The 21,691-nt window shown below is 44.5% G+C and carries 7 protein-coding genes; all 7 read left to right on the top strand.

Annotated elements, in window-relative coordinates:
* Nucleotides 1-208: 208 nt before the first annotated feature.
* The 7 genes from FTD44_RS12615 to FTD44_RS12585 all read left to right on the top strand — a co-directional run bounded on the left by FTD44_RS12615 (nucleotide 209) and on the right by FTD44_RS12585 (nucleotide 21,690).
* On the top strand, nucleotides 209-6,082 hold the full coding sequence (locus tag FTD44_RS12615; RefSeq protein ID WP_222166792.1) for a GEVED domain-containing protein: 5,874 nt from the start codon (nucleotides 209-211) through the stop codon (nucleotides 6,080-6,082).
* A 220-nt stretch (nucleotides 6,083-6,302) separates the two neighbouring features.
* Nucleotides 6,303-11,117, top strand: coding sequence for an Ig-like domain-containing protein (locus FTD44_RS12610; protein ID WP_222166791.1), 4,815 nt, complete (start codon nucleotides 6,303-6,305; stop codon nucleotides 11,115-11,117).
* A 108-nt stretch (nucleotides 11,118-11,225) separates the two neighbouring features.
* The gene (locus FTD44_RS12605) at nucleotides 11,226-11,861 is read left to right on the top strand and encodes a class I SAM-dependent DNA methyltransferase (RefSeq protein WP_222166790.1); all 636 of its coding nucleotides are present in this window, start codon (nucleotides 11,226-11,228) and stop codon (nucleotides 11,859-11,861) included.
* Between the two features lie 198 nt (nucleotides 11,862-12,059).
* Entirely contained in the window at nucleotides 12,060-14,711 is a 2,652-nt protein-coding gene (locus tag FTD44_RS12600) for an acetate and sugar kinases/Hsc70/actin family protein (protein WP_222166789.1), read from the top strand.
* Between the two features lie 26 nt (nucleotides 14,712-14,737).
* Nucleotides 14,738-15,757, top strand: a complete 1,020-nt coding sequence (locus FTD44_RS12595; protein WP_222166788.1) for a hypothetical protein — start codon at nucleotides 14,738-14,740, stop codon at nucleotides 15,755-15,757.
* The gene (locus FTD44_RS12590) at nucleotides 15,758-21,244 is read left to right on the top strand and encodes a hypothetical protein (RefSeq protein ID WP_222166787.1); all 5,487 of its coding nucleotides are present in this window, start codon (nucleotides 15,758-15,760) and stop codon (nucleotides 21,242-21,244) included.
* Complete coding sequence (locus FTD44_RS12585; protein WP_129019827.1) at nucleotides 21,241-21,690, top strand: hypothetical protein; 450 nt, start codon at nucleotides 21,241-21,243, stop codon at nucleotides 21,688-21,690. Before FTD44_RS12590 ends, FTD44_RS12585 begins: the two co-directional genes overlap by 4 nt.
* Nucleotide 21,691 lies beyond the last annotated feature (1 nt).

The following is a 21,691-nucleotide window of genomic DNA, read 5'->3' as shown; positions in this document are numbered from 1 at the left end:
TCACATTATTGCTAAAAGCATCATTTCATTGCTAATCAATACTTTTTAAAAAACATAATATTTAAGCGAATATATAATAAATATAATTTAACACCATATCTATCTTAAATCACGACAGGTAGCTATGCGAAATTTCACTTTCCTATTCAAAAACTATACATTCGTTGACCTTTTTATAAAAAGGATTATTTTTTTTAATATTTATCGTATGAAAGTAAAATTCACATCTTCCGGAAGGATTTGGGCGCTGCTCATTCCCCTTCTTATGTCCCAGACGGCAGGCTTGTACAGTCAGGCTCCTGCGACCTGTACACCCACCTACTCAACCGGTTGTACTTCTGGGGACAACATTGATGATGTTACGCTTGTTGGCGCAACCACTACGCTGTCCAATATGAATACTCCCTGTGCGACTGCACCTATTAATGGTTATGCAGATTACACAACCAGCCCGACACTGGGTGTACCGGATTTATACCCGGGCCAGACATATAATGGTACCGTAACCACAACTTACGGTAGCGCTTATGAATATGTTACGGTATGGATCGACTATGATAACAATGGTACTTTTGCCACAACAGAACAAGTGGCTACTTTTGGCCCTATCAGTGTAAGCTCTACCGGTGCTTATTCCTTTACCGTACCGGCAGCGGCGACTCCGGGTATACGCAGAATGCGCACAATGGTGGTGTATAACTCAGCGCCTACCAACGCATGTGGCTCTTATACCTACGGAGAAGCGCATGACTACCGGGTCTTAATCGGTTCTAATACCCCGTGTACCAATCCTCCTGTTGCCGGTACTACCGTTGCCAGCCCATCGGGTCAGGTGTGTCCGGGCAATGCAGTAAGCCTTTCTCTTAATGGTGTTACCATTTCTTCGGGTCAGACCTATGAGTGGGAAAGTTCACCTAATAACACTACTTATACAAGTATGGGTACCCCTGGTATTTTGCCGGGAACGAATGTAAGCCCGCTGGTCACTACATGGTACAGATGTAAGATAGTATGTTCAGGCGGTACTCCTGTATATTCAACTCCGGTGCAGGTAAATGTGGCTACCGGATTGGCAGGTACCTATACCATCAACTCGGCTTTAGCTACTGGTGGTACCAACTTCCAGACCTTTACCGCGGCAGCTGCGGCATTGAACTGTGGCATTACCGCACCGGTAACCATCAATGTTGTACCGGGATCCGGACCATACACAGAAACATTCAACCTGACTGCTATCGGTGGTGCAAGCGCGACCAATAAAGTTAGAATAAATGGTAATGGTGAGACGATTCAGTTTAACGGAACCGCTACTACGAACATGAGAATCGTATCGATGGATGGTACCAAATACCTGACGATTGACAGCTTAAATATCAAATCTCTGAATGCCTCTTACGGCTGGGGTATACACATTGCCGGAACAGCAGAGAAGGATAGTATCCTGAGATGTACTGTGGATATGTCTTCTATTACCGGTACCTCTTCTGTAAACGGTAATGGTATCGTTATCTCGGGCAGCAACCTTAGCTCTGCTACGAATGCATCGAGTGTAAGAAGTATCTATCTCGGAAAAAATAAAGTTATTGCCGGTCCTGCAAATGCTTCCGGTGGTTGTTACTACGGTATTACGTTTACCGGATCAAGCTCTACGGCTCCGAATGACAGTATCTATATCGTAAACAATGAAGTAACCAATTTCTATTACTACGGTATCAGAGCCTCATACAATAAAGGTGGTGAGATTAGTTACAACAATATACACAGAACAGCCAAAACCGTTTCTACAGCCACTTCTGCATATGGTATCTATTACTATTACGGTGTGGGTGTGAAGTGTGTTGGCAATAAAGTACATGATATGGCTGCGCCTGGTATTGGCAATACCAATACCTTATACGGTATCTATAACTATCACTATAACAATACTGCAACTACTCCTATCCTGGTAGCCAATAATATTGTATATAATCTGGGTAGTTACTCCGGTAGCCAGTACTTACTGTATTGCTATGGCCCGTCTCTTAAAGTGTATCATAATACTGTAGATGCAAGTGCCGTACAGGCTACTACTGCCAGTACTATGTACGGTTTGTATGTAGGTTATAATACAGGCAGTGAGTTTAAAAACAATATTATCAATATTACCGGAGGTAATGGTGGTACCAAATATGGTATCTACCACAGCTCCACTACTTATGCAGCTACTTACCAGAAAAATGATATCTATGTAAACTCTACACAGTCCGGTACACAAACACCTTACTACTATGGAGTAGCCTATGCGTCTCTTGCTGCATTCCAGGCGGCCTACCCTACACAGGAAGTAGGTTCTCCTAATGCTGCACCGCAGTTCACCAGCCCTGCAACGGGTAACCTGACTCCGGCGGCTTCTGCACTGATCAATACCGGTACCAATGTATTTACAGATGTACCTACCGACATTAATGGAATTCCAAGATCTGCAACACCAACAATTGGAGCATTCGAATTCTTACCTGCCGGTGCCAATGATGGTAAATCTGTAGCATTCATCAGCCCTGCGGGCACATACTGTGCCAATACCAATACTCCGGTTAAAGTGGTGATCGGTAATGCCGGTTCCAATACCCTGAGCAATATGACCGTAAACTGGAAGTTGAATGGTACTACTATGACTGCGTTTAACTGGACTGGTAACTTAGTGGCTCCAGGTTCTCCAACCGGTAATACAACGGATACTATTGTTTTGGGTACGGTATCATTACCTGCCGGTTCGAGCAATATTGTGGTTTGGGTAACCAGTCCTAATGGCCAGACAGATCCGGTACATAATAATGACACAATTACCTGGGCAGCAAACTCTGCATTACCTGGTGGTACTTATACCATCAACGCAGGTGCCCCAGTTTCAGCAACAAACTTTACCAGCTTTACAGGATTCAAAAATGCCCTGGCATGGGGTATCTGTGGTCCGGTGGTAGCGAATGTTGTTGCCGGTTCCGGTCCATATAACGAAATGGTTGAATTCCCTAACGTTACCGGATCAAGTGCGGTAAATACAATCAGAATCAATGGTAACGGAGAAATGTTACAATACAATGTACCTAATGCCAATATCTTACCAATATTCTCTTTAAACAATACCAAATACTTTACCTTAAATAACCTGAAGATAAAAACCCTGAACAATACTTACGGATGGGGTATCCTGCTGACAGGTGATGCAAGCCGCGACAGTATTGTAAATTGTGAAGTAGACCTGTCAACCATTACCGGAACCAGTTCTGTTAATGCGAATGGTATCGTCATCTCTGGCTCTAACACCTCTCCGACAACTTCTGCAGCGGTTACTTATGTTAATATAAAAAACAATAAGGTAATTGCGGGTAGTACAGCTGCAGGTGGTGCATATTATGGTATTACCTTCACTGGTAACAGCTCAACTGCTCCGAATGACAGTATCAATATTGTAGGTAATGAAGTAACCAACTTCTATTACTACGGTATCAGAGCATATTACAATAAAGGTGGTGAGATCAGTTATAACAACATTCATCGTTCCAGCAAAGCCTCTACCGCTACCTCGGCATATGGTATCTACTATTACTATGGCCAGGGTATCAAATGTATCGGTAACAAAGTACATGATATGGCTATGCCTGGTGTGAATAATACCAATATCCTGTATGGTATTTACAACTATCACTACAATAACACTCCGGCAACGCCTAACCTGATTGCCAATAATATCATGTACAACCTGGGTACATATTCCGGTACACAATACTTAATGTATATATACGGACCTGCTCAGAATGTATATCATAATACTATCGATGTAACTGCGCTGCAGTCCAATACCGGTGGCGGTACTATATATGGTATCTACTATGGGTATAACAACGGCTGTAACTTCAAGAACAATATCATCAACATTACAGGTGGCAGCACCGGTGTTAAATATGGTTTTTATGGTTCATCTACCAGCTATACTGCTGACTTACAGAAAAACAATGTTTACGTAAACTCTACACAAACCGGTGCACAGTATCCGTATTACTATGGTACTGCATATGCAACCCTGGCAGCATTCCAGGCAGCATATCCAACACAGGAAGTAGGTTCACCAAGCGTAGATCCTCAATTTATTTCATCTACTACAGGTGATTTATCTCCGTTGAATGTTGCGGTAATGACCGCCGGTAACAACTTACTGGCTGATGTACCGACAGATATCAATGGTGCAGCACGCGCTACTACTCCGACCATCGGTGCATTCGAATTCAGTGTTTCCGGTACGAACAATGCAAGAGCACTGTCTTTATTAAAACCTACCGGCAACTACTGCTCCGGCACACAACCGGTTGAAGTAATGATCGGCAATGTGGGTACAAACAACATCAATACATTACAGATCAACTGGTCGGTGAACGGCGTTACACAAACTCCTGTTCCTTACTCCAGCTTATTAGTTCCGATTGGTACGGCATCCGGTCAAAGCTTCGATACCGTTTTACTGGGCAATGCTAACCTTAATCCGGGTAATAATGCGATCAAAGCATGGACATCAATACCAAACGGTCAACCTGACCCTTACCCGGCTAATGACACTGCAAAAATCACTGCAGTACCTGCATCATTCTCCGTAACGGGCAGCATGGCTACTATCTGTGCCAATGATACCTCTGTATTATCATTATCTCCTGGATACGGATATGCACCGGGATCATTACAATGGGAGTACTCTACAAACGGTACTACCTGGACGGCTATCCCGAATACTGATACCGTAGTGTACAAAGCAACAGGCATCTCAACTGCTACTCAGTACAGAGTACGTATCTTAAGCGGTGGTAATGGTTGTATTTCACCAAGCTTTACACTGAATGTTAACTATGTTGCTCCGCCAACAGTGGTAAGTGCACAAAGCTGTAGCCCTACTGCCTTAACGCTGAGCGCTACTCCGGGCAGTGGTAACACCCTGAAATGGTACTCCAGTGCAACCAGTAATACAGTTTTGGCAACCACCAGCAGTTACACGACACCAACCCTGTACGCAACTACAACATACTATGTTGTTGCGGTAACATCTACAGGATGTGCCAGCGTAAGAACACCGGTTAATGCTTATATCCATATCCTGCCACCGGCAAATCTGGGTCCGGATTTTGATACCTGTACCTTAAATGCAGCCGCATTTACAATAGACCCGGGCACACAACATCCTGGTGCAACATACCTCTGGGATGATAACAGTACCGGAAGTAGCAGAAGCATTACCCAATCGGGAACATATTATGTAACCGTAACCGATACAAACACTTGTTTTAAATCAGATACAGTTAATGTAATCGTAAACCCAAGACCTATCGTAGACCTGGATGCAGGTGGTACCGGATTCTGTGTTGGTGCAACCAAAGTACTGGATGCAGGACCAGACGGTGAAAATGGTGGTAATTACTACTGGACTAACGGTGCGACTAGCCGTACCATTACCGCAACTGCTGCCGGAACATACATCGTATTTGTAACCAGCGCCGAAGGCTGTCTGACTTCAGATACCGTTACCCTGACCCAAGCCGGTTATGCTCCTACTGCAACAGGTATCCTGGCCCTGGCCAACAGTCCTATGGGCTTTACCTTCTCTGCTGTAAATGCACAGAATGTTGTGGGCTATGAATGGAACTTCGGAGATGGTACACAGGTGAGTAACCAGCCTACCCCATCGCATACTTATGCTGCTGGTGGTTATTATACTATCAAAGTAAAACTGTTCAGTGTTTGTGCAGACATTACTGATAGCTCTACAGTATATATCCTGGGTACCGGTACTAATGATATTAATATCACAAAAGATGCCATCAAAGTATATCCTAATCCGTCGAACGGACAAACGATATTTATGGAAGTGGCAGATCGCATCCGTATCAAAGATGTGGTGGTATTGAACAACCTGGGACAGGAAGTATACCGCACGGCATATAACAATAGTGCAAGTAAATATCAATTGAACCTGCCTGCTCACCTGAGTTCTGGTATGTACCAGTTACATATCAATACCAGCGAAGGCACTACCGTTCGCAAAATTGAACTCATGAAATAGGGACAACAATCCTTATCTATATAAAAAGTCCGGCGCTCTGCAGAGCGCCGGACTTTTTATTACCGCATACACCTGAAATAAAGATCTATATGAAAAATACGGACAAATGATTTTTTTAGTATAACTTTATACTCTCTCTAAATTATACTTTTTGTGTCGGCCTTCTCTGGTCGACGGGCTATTTATTATTGGTGCATTATCAATTATAAATACCTAAAGTATGTTACGCAAACCCTTTTACAATGTTTTTCAGGCGCTTCTATTCCTGCTGACCCTGTATGGTTCAAGCAGCTTATACGCGCAAACAGTGACCATTACGTCCTCTTCTACTACCATTCCCGGGCTCACCAATAGCTCAGGAGGCGGTACAACTACTATTAACTTTCAGAACAGCAATCCCTATCCCGTCATTATTACGAACATATCGGGTGTATCTGCCACTTCGGGGAATATGAATGCTGCACTCTGGTATAAAACCAGTGCCATTTCAGCAGCTCCCGGCCTTATCTCCACCGCAAATGGATGGCAGCTTGCGGCTACAGGTACCTTTGCCAATACGGCAAACACTACCACGACCAATGCAACACCCGTATTATCTAATATCAACCTGGTCATACCACCCAACACGACCTATGGCCTTGCCATATACCTTGATGGTCAGAGGGCCTGTTTTCCAGCCCTGACCGCCACATTAACCGGCGGCGGCTGTACGGTGACCATGAGCCCGACAACCAGCTATGGTAGCGGTATACCAAACAGTAGTCCGACCACTTCACTTTCCTATAACTGGATTGGTACGATCACTTTTATCAAAGGGGTAAACGGAATGAATAATGCAGGGGTTACGCAATTGAGCAGTCCCGCCAGCAACATATGTTCCGGCACTTATCCGGTTAAAGTAAAGGTGAACAATGCCGGTAATAATGTGATCAACAATGTTACCGTACAATGGTTGCTGAATGGTGTGGCACAAACCCCATATGTGCTCAGCCAGCCTCTGGATACTTTTGGGGGCAGTGGCGTTAATGAAAGAGAAGTTATACTGGGCAACTATACATTTGCATCCAATACTCCGGTTGCGATTAAAGCATGGACAACCCTTCCGAACGGTGTAGTAGATACTGTTCCAGCCAATGATACCATTAATAAAATCATTAAAACCGGTCTTGCCGGTACCTATACGGTAAACAGCGCCGCTGCTACCGGGGGCACCAACTATGCCTCTTTTACAGCACTGGCCAATGACCTGAATACTTATGGTTTGTGCGGACCGGTTACGGTAAATGCTGTTGCAGGATCAGGACCATATACCGAGTATATCAATTTCAAAAATTTCCCGGGCAGCAGTGCTACTAATACGGTACGCATCAATGGTAACGGGGTAACCGTAAAATACCTGAACACTGCAAACCAAAGACAGCTCTTAACACTGGAAGGTACCCAATATACACGCATAGACAGCATTACATTCCAGTCTATGGCTACAGACTATTGCTGGGGAGCATTGCTGTATGCCAATGCATTAAATGATTCTATAACCCGATGCACTTTTGATCTGAGCTCCATAGTAACCACTACCACAGCAAACTCCTGCGGCATTTTGTTCAATGGTGCTCCGCTAAGCCTTTCTATAGGAGGGACTAACGGTACGAACTGTTACATCGCTGACAACTATATCAAAGGTGGTACCGGTACCGGTGGTATGTATGCCGGCTTCTATATATTCGGCAACAACAATAACAATATCATCCGGAACAATCGCATTGAGAATTTCTACAATACCGGTATTTCATTGACAGATGGCATCAATAATATTGTTGAAAATAATGATATTAATCGCGCAACCAAAACAGGAATGAGCACCTTTAGCGGTATTAGCTGCGGCGGGTCAACAAGTACCACCGGGAGCCTGATCGTACGCAACAATAAAATACACAGTCCTTATGGGGGTACCGCGGCGAATACCAACTCATTTACCGGTATCACAAACTCTGCCGACGGCACAAGCTCCACTCCTGTTCTGGTTTACAACAATATGATCTACGATGTAAACCAGGGAGGAACAATCTATGGTTTATTCATCTCTGGATCTCAATACTCCCGTTATTATCATAATACCATAGACATCAGTAAACCACTTACCGGCACCGGCTTGGTACACGGAATGTATATTTCCGGACCAGATACACAGCTGTATGTATATAACAATATGGTATCCATCACCAGCGGTACGCTGGGTACAAAGTATGGATTTTACTACCTGAACGGAACGGCGGTTACGGATGCTCAGAAAAACAATATTTATGTCAATTCGAATCAGACCGGAACCCAGTATTACGGATATCTTTCTACCCCGTATACAACACAGGCGGCATTCCAGGCCGTGTATCCAGCAATGGAAAATGGTTCCCCTATTGCAGATCCGCAATATGTAAATGCAGCTGCCAATAACTTTGCCCCTGGCAATCCGAATGTAACCAATGCCGGGCTTAATGTAACCAGCTATGTACCGGTAGATATCTCAGGCACTACTCGTACCATCATGCCGACTATCGGTGCTATAGAGGTGCTGCCTACACAAACAAATAATGGTGCATTGACACACCTGCTGACCAAAACATCTTTGTTCTGTGCCGGCAACCAGAATATCTATCTGAGACTGGCCAATACCGGAACCAATACCATCACCAGTGCAACACTAAACTGGCAACTGAATGGTGTAAACCAGGCTCCGTTAAACTACACCGGCAACATGGTTGCGCCAACCAATACCAGCGGCCAATGCTTTGATACCATAACGATCAGCAATGTATCCGTTACTGGCCCCTCCACAATCAAGGTGTGGCTGACTCAGGTAAACGGTGCGGCGGACAATAATCACAACAATGATACCATACAGTTATCGCTGAGCCCGACTACATTTGTAGTGGCAGCAACCAAAGACAGCATTTGTAGCGGTACTCTGGCTTATCTGGCATTAACACCGAATATCGGTTATCCTGCAGGGGGACTGCAATGGGAAAGTTCTCTGAATGGTACAAGCTGGACTCCATTGAGCAGTACCGATACTACCCGGTATGCATCCGCTGCACTGAGCGCCAATACCTGGTTCCGTGCCCGTATCATCAACGGTGGTACCGGATGTTATTCCAATAGCAAACTGATCAATGTAAATACCAATACCCTAACCGCTGCAGACACTTCCCGTTGCGGACCTGGTACCGTTACCTTCAATGCCAATACCACTTCCGGCAATGTAGTAAAATGGTACACTGCTGCAACTGGCGGTACTCCTGTAGCCACCGGCAACAACTTTACGACGCCATCCCTCAGTGTGACTACTCCATATTATGTAACATCCGAGTCTTCAAACCTGATTGATACCAGCGTTGGACGTCAGTCGACGACATCAACATCAAGCAGCGGCAACAATGAGTCCGGACTGGTATTTGATGCCTTGCAATCTTTCATCCTCAGCTCCGTTAATGTATATGCGATCGTGAATCCTGCGGGACCGGGTACCGTTACGGTTTCTTTAAAAGATGCCAATGGCACAGTGCTGCAAAGCGGCACCTTCCCTGTTAATGCGAATTATCCTGCAGGTACCCTGAACACTTTGCCGCTCAACTTTAGCGTACCGGCCGGTACCGGTCTGCGCCTGACGCTGAGTGCCTCTACAGGTATTGCCGGTTTCGCCAGAGAAACTGTTGCCGCGAATATCAACTTCCCGTATACCCTTAACGGCGTATGCACGATCAACGCTTCTTTCAGCGGCACTTCAGTTCTGACTACGCAATACCTGCACTTCTTCTACTGGAAGATCAAAAATGGCTGTAGTTCTGCACGCCAGCAAGTCAATGCGATCATCAAACCGAAACCAACGGTTACCTTAGGTAATGATACCGCTATCTGTCCGGGTAATAGTATTACGTTAAATGCCACAGCTACTCCGGCTACCGGTCTGAGCTACCAGTGGAGCAATGGTGCGACCACCAATAACATTACAACAAATACGCCAAATACTTACTGGGTTAAGGTTACCAATAATGTAAGTTGCTCTGCTACCGATACGCTGATACTGAGCAATGCACCGATTCCAACAAACGTGCTGGCTACAGATTATGTATTATGTACAGGAGGTAATGTAGTATTAAATGCAGGCAACCCCGGCAATACATATCTCTGGAACACGGGTAGTACCAGCCAGAGTATTACCGTTACAACACCGGGCAACTATACTGTAAAAGTAACCAATGCAGGAGGCTGTAATACCATCTGTAATACACATGTTACCCAGTATCCTTTGCCATTAAAATCACTGGGTGCAGACCAGGTGATCTGTAGCTGGGATACTGCTATATTGAATGCAGGTAATCCGGGTTGTACCTATAACTGGAATACCGGTAATACAACGCAAATAATCACAACCCCAGACTCCGGTACCTACTGGGTAAAAGTAACCAGCACTGTAGGGTGTGTACAGTATGATACGGTACATATTGCTTATGCAACAATACCACCAAATGACGGTTTCAACTTTATCCCGCAGCTCAATATCCAACCGGGACAAGTATTGTTTGAACCGATCAATCCCCTGGCTGGCCTGAGTTATACCTGGAACTTCGGAGATGCTACCCCGGAAGTAACACAAAACAGTCCGGTACATATTTACGCCTCAAACGGTAATTATGTAGTAAAAATGACCTCGTTCAATGGTTGTCTGTACCATGACACCACACTCACCATTAATGTTGATCTGCTGACCGGAATCAAACGAGTGCATGGACTGGATGCCACTATTGATATATACCCTAATCCTGCGCAGGACATCCTGAATATCGAGATCAGAGATAAGGATATCAAAATGAATGGCATTGCCGTGTATAACAGCATTGGTCAGGCTGTATTCCAGCAAACCATGCTGAATACCACCAAACAACAAATCAGTCTGAGCAATCTGAGCGCGGGCAGTTATATCATACATATCATTACCCCGAACGGTATTACATACAGAAGATTTAATATTATCCGATAAAGATTTGTTTATTGCACTACACCAGGGGCTGTACTTTTGTACAGCCCCTTTTTGCTAATGATATAATTCAGTCAGCGATGATTATTTTTGTATAAAACCTATTTAGCTATGTCCGGACAAGATGATAAACAACCCACTTTTGACGCCTGGAACAAGGTTGCCGCATTGTATGAAAGCCGGTTTATGGATCTGGACATCTACAATGATTCCTATGACATCTTTCTTGGCTTACTCCCTCAAAGTGCAACAGTTTTGGAGCTGGCCTGCGGACCGGGCAATGTTACCCGTTACCTCTTACAGCATCGCCCTGACCTGGAGCTTACCGGTATAGATATTGCTCCGAATATGATAGAGCGGGCAAGGCATAATAACCCGAAGGCTGTATTTGAAACAGGTGATATCAGGGCAATAAAAAACAGAACTGATCGCTACCAGGCTATTATTTGCGGCTTTGGTCTGCCCTACCTCAGTCCCGAAGAAACGGCTGCATTGTTTGCAGACAGTGCCGGGCTTACAGCAAAAGAGGGTGTGCTGTATATCAGTTTTGTGCCGGGCGATCCTTCTTTGTCTGGTTTACAAACCGGCAGCAGCGGAGACCAGATGTATTTCTATTATCATGACCCTCTAATGATCGAGCAGCAACTTCTCGGTGCCGGATGGCCTATACATCACAAACTGCATGTACCCTATACCCATACAGATGGTAATGCTTCCATGCACACTATATACATCTGTATATGCTAACCTACAGTGCAGCAATGAGATAACCACAATTTTCACAAATATTAAAGAAGCCCGAAGGGTTACCTTTTGCCTCTTGCTCAATTAATGAAATAAAGGTCGGGATGCACTCGCCGGGAAATATGGTGTTTTGCCGAAATTATCATATCTTTTGTAAGTAAATGTTTATTTTGCGATACGCCACACAAGAAAAACATCATTATGAATTATTATATTTTACCCGTTGTCATTAACGATCGCAGAGAGGTAACCTTACAATTACAATCACAGGATCAGCCTGTGCAAAATCAATATTTAATTGAAGTTCCTGAAAATGTACATTTCAACTTATTCAGTATGTTGAAGGATGCAGACATCCGTACATTTATACCCGAAACACAGGATATACACATTGGAAATCTGAGTCCAGCTTACACGCTGGAAGGGAACAAGCTGACCGTTACCCTTAGGGCTCAGGAGCAAGCGCCCATTGTACCTGCAGCACCGGAGCCGGAACCGGAAGCAGAGGCGCCACTCACTTATGATGACCTCGATACTTATAAACCGGCACCCAAACAACAGCCACAGTTTTTTGATGCACCACCTCCGGTTCTGTCTGCCAGCAGCAATATCGGCCATTTCGCAGGTTGTATTGAGATCACTGCAAATAATTACAGCAATGGTGCGTTCAATGTATTCGGTAACATAGGTCACAAGCTGCCGGAGCTGAATACTGATCAGTTTCCTGACCTTCATATCAGTGTAGAGCTGGTTGTCAGTGCACAGACTTACATCCACCAGTTCATCATCTCTTTTGCACATCCGGAACAGTTCCTGGGCATGGCCCTCGACTTTGGCTCCGAATCCAGCCAGCTGGCTGTAAAACGCTATCAGAGCGGATTTGGCTACCAGGAAAAGAAACCGGAACACGAAAATCTCTTCCGAAATATCTATGCCTTCCACAAGGCAAAAGGCTGGATCGATCGTGAAGACACTTCTTCTTATTACCAGGAAGAAGAACATACTAATTTCTACAAATCAATCTTCTTCCTTAAAGAAGATCTGACAGGAGAATATGAGGATATAGACAAAGAACTCTTTATCCAGAATATGCCAGACAACCTGAAAATGCTGGTCAACAGTTCCAGTAAGGACAGTGGTTTTGTAACCCTTACAGAGAAAAGATTCCATCAGCTGCCTAACCTGAAGATTACGCATAAGTATGTAGATGTATTCAGCCGCCTGAATTTCAATATCAATAAAGAAGGCTATGACATCAATGTAAATCTGGGAGAGGTTAAGAACAAAACATATAACAGCATCCTGAAAGTTATCATTGAATCTTTCCTGAAAAAGGAGTTCATTAAATACAGCCAGGCCAAACGCAAGATCCGTTTTGTATTGCTGGTACCTAACATTTATGACTATGCAGACATACGTCATACGCAGCAGTTACTGCATATGATCTTTGCCGATTTTGCCCAGCATGAATACAAAGACAAAATACTCGCCTGGGAGATCCTGACCATCTCGGAAAGTGATGCGTCCTTCCTGGGATATATTAATAAGAATGATGTACAGGTACGCAAAGACAGTGATTATATCATTGTTGATGCCGGTAAAGGCACTACCGATTTTTCGGTGATCCGTACAGGTAAAGACAATCTGTTTAACATCAAACCGATTTACAGAAATGGTTTCGCAGGTGCCGGTAACATGATCACTTTCGCCATTTTTGAAACAGTACTGCATTACATTCGTGCCAATGCAGACAATGCTGCAGTAGCGTTCCGCTTTATTAAAGACCAGGTGTTACGTAACCTTACCGACAGTAACCTGGAGGTAAAAAACAGGCTGTACAAAGAACTGGAGCGACTGAAGTATAACTATATTGACAATAAAGCTTATGCCCTGAACCAATGGGTAAATGCCAGATCGGGCGACTTTAATTTCCGTAACATTACCGAATCCGGATCGGATATTAATACCCTGATCGATCTTCTATCACAGATCGAAAACATCAGTGACTTCTATGGTTATGTAGAAGATACCAGCAAACTGATCGCTCAGCGTGTAGTGAGCAATCTGAAAATGATCAAGGATAATAAAGAAGACTTTAACTGTGGGGGCATCATCCTTACCGGTAGAGGATTTCTCTTTAAACCACTGGCAGAAGAGTTACGTTCCAGCCTTACAGACCAACTGCAGATCGCAGGTGGCTTAATACATATTCTGAACGGTACAGAGCTGAAAGATGTTTGTATCAAAGGGGTATTCAACAATACTGTACGATTGAATACCGAGCGTATCGGCTACCCGATCCAGATCATTGTAGGCGCGAAGCAGGATGCTGCTCCGGCTACGCAGGAACATGAGGAAGAGAAGAAGAAAGTAAGCCTGGGCAATCGCCTGATCAACCTGTTCTTCAACGAACTGAACGATATAGAAAATGCCAAGGCCGTACTGACAACTGATAAACCGATCACATACGATACATTATACAAGAGCCAGATCCTGATCGGGGCTAAACGCTTTAAAGTATCCGGCAGCAGCCTGTATGATAATCCGGGACAGTCCGTAGATGCTGACATCATATTCACACCACAGGGTTACCTGGTGCGCAAGCTGGAACATGATACAGTAAAACAGATCCTGCAGCTATCAGAGATATTTGACCATGATAAAGTAGAAATGAATATGGTAGTACCATCCCTCTTCCCGAACTATATCGATGAGCAATATATCTACAGTATTCGCCGGGACGATATCCGTAAAGCGCCTATCCTGCCCCCGCCGCCTTTCTCCGGAGGAGCGAGCCAGAACCCGGGATACAATGCACCGGTAAACAAACCGAAAGGACCACAATATTTCTAAATCTATAAGCCCTACATATCTTCATTATGAAGCAAGCTATTTTAATATCAGGCATGAGCTGCATCAGCCTCTTCAGTTTCGCACAGAATATTGACGCGCAGAAAGGCAGCATGCAACTTCCCGGCTACACCGGCAGCGCCGCTGTTATCATCAGCAACGATGTCCTCAAAGTACAAAAGGATGAAAAAGTACAGGACTTTGCCATAAAACGTTCCGGAAAAACGATAGAGCTGGTCAATCCGCAGGATAGTACCGCGATATATAATTTACTCCATGTATCCTCAGCACAGTTAACTTCTGTGCTGAGTGATAATGCCGGAAGCAGCACCATCAATAAGATGCTGGATGTTGCCGGTAAAATGCCGGATGGCAAACTGCTCATCAGCCAGAACGGAACTGCCGCTTCCGCTACGGACACCGTCGAAGAAGAAGGGGCACAACCGGCCGCTGAAGTTGCCGAAACATCTACCGCCAATGCATGGTTATGGCCACTGGTAAGTGGTGTTATAGCCCTGATCATCGGTTTTATTGCAGGTAAAATGATGCGCCCTTCCGCACCGGCACCACAACATAATGACAATGTTGCTCCAGCCGGCGCAGCCGATCCACTGGTCTTACAGCAATTACAGAAAGAGTTGACGGATACGCGAGATAAAAACCGCCTGATTACAGAGAAGACTCAAGCCCTTATTTCCGGCGATGAGCTCTATTACAACCAGGTATTTCAGAAGATCGTACTTCCGTTACAGGAAGCCATCAACCAGGGCAACCAGGCTGAAATCATGCGTCAGCTCAACATTGCAGCGACGCACCTGTCCAGCATTACCCGTACCAAGATCCGTAAAAAACTTAATTATGATGATGCCAATGTGCAGCTCATCACCGGCAATCCGACCTTTACCAATGAGTTCCCGGTTATAGGTCCGGATACCCCAATCGATAAAATACCGGCCAACATCCGTGTACTGCGGGATATCCTGCAGCGCAATGGTGTGACCGGACTGGATGACAGTATCGTACTGGGTTATAAATTAAAGCATATCTAGATGAAGAAACTTTTGTTCTTTGGTATACCGGCTGCCGCGATTATCGGCCTCAATATTGCCTTTGGCAGCGTGCTGAGCTGGTTCCTGAGCCTCACCATTATTGCATGTCTGTTTTTCTATGTAGCCAAACTGGGGCTGGAAAACATTATCAATACCCGGTTAAAGCAATATAAGCAGGGCGATGAACGCATCAGTAAAATGGTCGCGTTCAATAATAAATGGAAAAGCGTACTGAATTTCGGTTTACTTACCCTTGTCTTTATGACAGGGGTATTTGCCGTATACTTTACCATGAACCCTTTGGGAGACCGCAGCTGGTTTACCAATAATGAATACCATGGCTTAAGCAATACCGGTATTGCATTTGATAAAAAGCTGGATGTATTCCCCATCCTGCAGGACAGTACCAATCGTGATGCACGCATTACGATAGCAGCATCCGGTACAGATCAGGCCAGGGTAAGCTTCTCGGCATTCTATCAGCCGGTGATACAGGTTGGTGATGATGGAGAAAACCGCCTGCTCAACAATATTTTCACTGCAGACATTAAAGATCAGTTCAGCATCAGTAATGCACAGAACAAACTGAATATTAGCATACAGGAGCAGCACTACAACATATTCAAACGCCTGTTCGGTGCTCCTGAAAGTGAAACGGTTTATACTATAAGCCTGCAGTGTAATGATGCAGAATTGCTGGAGCAGTTTAATCTTACGGCGCCTTATACCGATAATATCACCATCAAAGATGCTCCGCTCAAAAAAGGGATGTCCATCTTCGACCTGTTCCTTGACAACCGCAACTTCAGTTCCGGTAAGCCGGAAAGTTACCAGGTACTGGAATCTATATTGTTGCAAACCGGCAATACCTACCTCCTGGTCAATCATTCAAAGGATGCACAATCATTGAAACTATTCCCGGATAGAAGCTTCTTCACCAACGGATACCAGTTACAGGTAGGCGGACAAACGATCAGCCCGAATATCAGCAACGCGGCAACGATCGGCCTGGGAGAACAGTTCTACATCGGATTCAATAATAATAAAAAACTATTGCACCTGGGTAGTATTGCAGGTGCAGATTATGCTCTGGGCAACCAGAACAAACTGGCTATTGTATTTGATTATCCCAATACCTATATGCTCAAAAGCCCGGGTATCCAATCCAGGGGCGACAAGAATATTCGTTTCATTACGAACGATTTTGACCGCATCATTACGGATAACTTAAAAGAAGGCTTCTATTTTACGACCTACAACCTGCGTGTGAGCGAGGCTATTGATGGTAATATAGACTATGTTACCGGATCACCCAATACCCCGCTGGCCCTTGCTGTAACGGACAATAACCGTAATGGCAAACACCAGGATGTGACCCAGCAGAAATTCAGCCTGAGTAGCGAAGACCATAGTGTGCATTATTTGTTTGATGTGAGGGATTTCTCCAAAAACGGATTCAGCCCGGACAATACAGTGCTGTACCTGGGCATTATCTATATCGCCTTTGTATTGCTTACAGTCTTCTTCCCCGGCAAAAAAATAGACCGCCTGGAGCCGATCATCCTTTCTGTGATCTTTGTGCTGACGGCCTTACGTTTTATACTGTACTGGCGTGTAGCTACCTTCCCTCCGCTGGAGAACATTACCAAATACGAGCTGGAAAATACGCTGATCAATTTCGATTTTAACCTTGGCTTTATACTACCGGTACCGCTTACCCTGATCTGGATCTTGTTGTTTGTCCTACTCATCATTATCTACAGAGCAGTACTGAACCGTAAAGGTGATTTTGAATTAGATCGTTTTCTGAAGCTGAATACAGGCAACATGGCCGGTATCAACAAGACATATGCTATATTCATCGCGGCCTGTCTTGTACTCTTTATGCTCAACAAGAAGGTGATGCATATAGAGATCTTTACCCGTATTATTTCTATTCTGGTGCCACTGCTGGGCTATTGGTATTTTTCCAAGATCAGCAACCGCCGGTTCGAGTATAAGCCACTGGATATACTGGGCGAAAAATCCAAACTGAAAATACAGGCCAAGGCTTATTTCTATTACCTTTTCAATAATCCGACCTTCATCATTACCGCGCTGACCATCCTGTTCTTTGCTGTATGTGACCGCGGATTTGCCATCCTGTTTACCCTTTTCATCCTGCTGAAGAATATCTTCATCAACTTCCTGAAAAAGCCACTGGATCGCAGCAACAACAGCATCAAGCGTATGCTGTACAAACCGAACAACTATTGGATATACGGTATCACAGCACTGATTGTATACCTGACTACCCTATCGTTCAAATCGCTGTTCTACTACCTGCTGACGTATAAATTATTCGTCATACTGGCCGTACTGGTATTCGTAGCATTGATCATTTATGTGCTGTATCCGAAAGACAGTAAAGTACTGAAGATTACATTAGGTGTAACCGCATTGTGGATCATCCTGATCAGTATACCATACACCCGCGCAAGAGTAGATCATCAGTTGAATGATGTTGTAAAACACGTACAGTACCGCGCTTCTATCATTCACCAGCCGATCAGCCAGCTGATGCAGGAGAATGAATACACCTCGTTCAAAACAAGGAAGATCATTGAAACTGCTGAGAACCAATGGTTCATCAACTCTTATATCAGCAAACCGTACGATGAGCATTATACCATCAACCTGCGCCCGCATTCCCGTGTGGGGGTAGACTATCCTACGCAGACGCGTGATGTAGTGATCGCCCGTTATGTGATCAGCGAGCTGGGCGATTTTGTCATGTATCTGATCCTGTTCCTGATCTTATTACCTATGATCCTGTACCTGATCTCGTACAAGGTACAACTACTGCCATCCGATCCGTCCAAACCGAGAGACCTGGGCAGCTATGCGGGCTTAATACCGCTGATCCTGCTCTTTACCATAGCCTTGTTTGTATGGCTGACGGCCACCAACCGTTTCGTATTCTTCGGCCAGGATTTTCCATTCCTGAGCCTTACCAGCCGTGTATCGGTTATATTACCTTTATTACTACTGGGCTTAACGCTGGTACAGGCACCTACACAACAGCACTCATTCAACATCAACCTGCAGGGCAATGCTATTAAGTATGCCTTCTTCGTGGCCTTAATCGCAGCATTTGCCTTAACCACAGTACAGAGAAATGAACTGAATAATAAAAACTTCTCTATCACCCTGGACAAAACCCAGAAGCATATAGATGTTGACCTGAACGGGCTGCTGGCCACTATACAGGACAGCCTCGACAGCAAAAGAGTGAAGTATAATTATACCCAGCTGATCGGCATCCTAGGCAAGGATGATCGCTTTGCACACCTGAAAAACGATGTGGTCGGGGACCCCTATACGCGCAGTATCTTCAATAACCTGATAGACAAACCATCTACAGCATTTGAACTGAATAATCCGCTGTTTATCATTTACGACAATGAGCGCTACAATGCCGTGTACAATAAGAATATGTACCTGGAACTGCCTCCTGTAGAAAGTCGTATGATATGGAACGGAAATGTAAGCGAGTCTTTATTCTTTAATGATGTATCTACCGCATTGGTGAGCTATAATAACAGCGCCAAAAATGTGCTGTTACCTTATTTCATTAACGATCCGTCCAGCAGCATACAGTTTGCCTTAATGCCGGGCAACTGGTTTGCAGGCAACAATCCGGAAAATGTAGGGATCATTAATGTAAACAATAGCAGCAAAGGCCAGGCACATATTTTTGTATATAAAAATGTACAGAAGAATATTGAGCAGAATGCCACTTCATTTGTCAGCACACTGAACAATGAAGATCAGGCAACCATCTTCAATCAGGATCAGTCCTTTACCCTGGGCTTCCGCAACTCCGGCAACCGCTATGCCTTAAATAAATGGATCAACGGAGAATATAAGATTGTGTACCCGCTGAAAGAAAATAACTTCTGGATATACAACTTTGCCAATGCCCTGAAAACAGCCTACAGTAACGAGAAAGAGCTGAATAAGGAAGTACGCATTACCCTGGATTATGCATTATCAAAAGATGTGCAAAATGACATCAATGCGGTCAGCAAACAGATTGTTGATAAAAACAAGAAATACAACTTTAGTGTTATCGCCACCGACGGTGACGGAAACGTGCGCCTGATGGCAGACTACGTGACCAATCGTAATGTGCTGGATCCGAATAACGATGCTGCTATTTATGCCCTGCAAAGACAGCAGTTCTTCTTCAGCAATGCAAAAAATGAAAGGGATCAGTGGGGTAATCGTAACCTGCTGAACCTGTTCCTCGGACCAGGCTCCTCCATCAAACCACTTACGACCAGCCTCATCGCATCGCAGGTAAATGCCGGATGGGAAAACCTGGTATTGCATCCTGCCGGCATACCGGAGATCAATACTTATGCTGGTCTGAAACTGGTGAAACCATGGAAAAATGATGACCACTATTACGGTGATGTAGGCCTGACCAAGTTCCTGGAATTTTCCAGTAACTACTATCAATCGGTAATGATGTTCCTGGGTTCGTATAGCAAAGGAAATTACTTTAAAGATAACCATTACAGCCTGGAAAATGTGCTGAGTAGAGGTGCAGGCGCCAATAATACCTTCCCGAATTTATCTTTTAAAGGATCAAATTATTACCTGCCTAACTTCAATGCCCGCAAAGGCAACTGGCCGGCTACGGATAAGGGTAAAACGCATAAAAGCTACTTTGGCAATGAGAACTCACTCATCGCTACGGGCTTTGAGCAGAATGCCAGCCTGCGTACCAAAGACAAGGACAAAAATGATTTCCAGGTGACGAGTATCGACAGGGTTAATTATGTAGACTCTGCCCTGTATAATGTACTGGACCGCAACCGCAGCGGTGGTTACTTATGGAGCTTCCCTGAGCAATCGTATTATCTGCAGTCAGAACGGGCATTCAACGAGATACAGCAGAACTTTAACCTGGGGCTGAAAACAGCCACACTGGGTGGTTATCCGTATCGCATCACACCATTTATGATGTTGCAGATGTACATGTCTATGGCCAGCCAGAACCGCAATTTCCGCATGAGTGTGACGCGGCAGGCAATGCCGGTTCAGAACTGGCAGGTAGACTCCAGCTGGAGAGGCGATGGTAACTTCCGCACCTTTATGGCCTACAATATCATGCAGGGGATGAGTGATGTGATCAATGGTGCAAATGGTACCGGTAAGCGTTTATCAGGTCTTAAAGCGAAGTACAGTAATTACTTCTTCTATGCCAAAACGGGAACGATCAACGAGCAGACCTCGAAAGGAAAAAGCTCCAGGAGACTGATCGTTATTGTAGCAGACAAAGATCTGACCAGTGCAGCAAACATAGGACAGGCAAGACTATACGGATGGTATTTCACCATAGACCATACAGGCGATTTTGACTGGGATCTGGTTAATCGTATCATCAGTCAATCTGTAGAATCACAATCATTCAAATACTATTTTAATAAAAAACCATGAGATCAACACCCATAAAGATCATATTGATTATCCTGTCAATAGTTCTGACGATAGGCCTGGTTTCCTGGCTTAAATTAAGTATTAAAAATGCGGCACCCGATAAAGAAAGGGTTACGGTCAGGGATGATGCATTTGGCCCGGAGCATTACAATTGGATAAAAACCGATACCTTCGTGCGCCTTGTCCAGACTGCATATCAGCCTAATATTAAGACTGAAGTAGTAGACAGCCAACTCCTGGTTACCCTTAGCGGAGCCAATGAGATTACCCGGGATTTCTATAACGGTAATGCTGCACTATTGAAATATGATCTGAACCAGTTCGGATTTAAAATCACTTACGACAAGAACAACAATACCGTGTATGCAACATTTAAAATAAAGAATAATGCTATACCGGTGCCTAATGATATTCTTATTAAGATTGTAGACAAAAACAACAAGTAAC

It is taken from the genome of Edaphocola aurantiacus, from assembly GCF_019797745.1.
Taxonomy (GTDB): domain Bacteria; phylum Bacteroidota; class Bacteroidia; order Chitinophagales; family Chitinophagaceae; genus Edaphocola; species Edaphocola aurantiacus.
This window is presented reverse-complemented; position numbering and strand designations above follow the sequence as displayed.

Excerpts from the sequence above, each read along its gene's own strand:
- FTD44_RS12615 (WP_222166792.1), top strand. The coding sequence starts at position 209 with ATGAAAGTAAAATTCACATCTTCCGGAAGGATTTGGGCGCTGCTCATT.
- FTD44_RS12610 (WP_222166791.1), top strand. The coding sequence starts at position 6,303 with ATGTTACGCAAACCCTTTTACAATGTTTTTCAGGCGCTTCTATTCCTG.
- FTD44_RS12605 (WP_222166790.1), top strand. The coding sequence starts at position 11,226 with ATGTCCGGACAAGATGATAAACAACCCACTTTTGACGCCTGGAACAAG.
- FTD44_RS12600 (WP_222166789.1), top strand. The coding sequence starts at position 12,060 with ATGAATTATTATATTTTACCCGTTGTCATTAACGATCGCAGAGAGGTA.
- FTD44_RS12595 (WP_222166788.1), top strand. The coding sequence starts at position 14,738 with ATGAAGCAAGCTATTTTAATATCAGGCATGAGCTGCATCAGCCTCTTC.
- FTD44_RS12590 (WP_222166787.1), top strand. The coding sequence starts at position 15,758 with ATGAAGAAACTTTTGTTCTTTGGTATACCGGCTGCCGCGATTATCGGC.
- FTD44_RS12585 (WP_129019827.1), top strand. The coding sequence starts at position 21,241 with ATGAGATCAACACCCATAAAGATCATATTGATTATCCTGTCAATAGTT.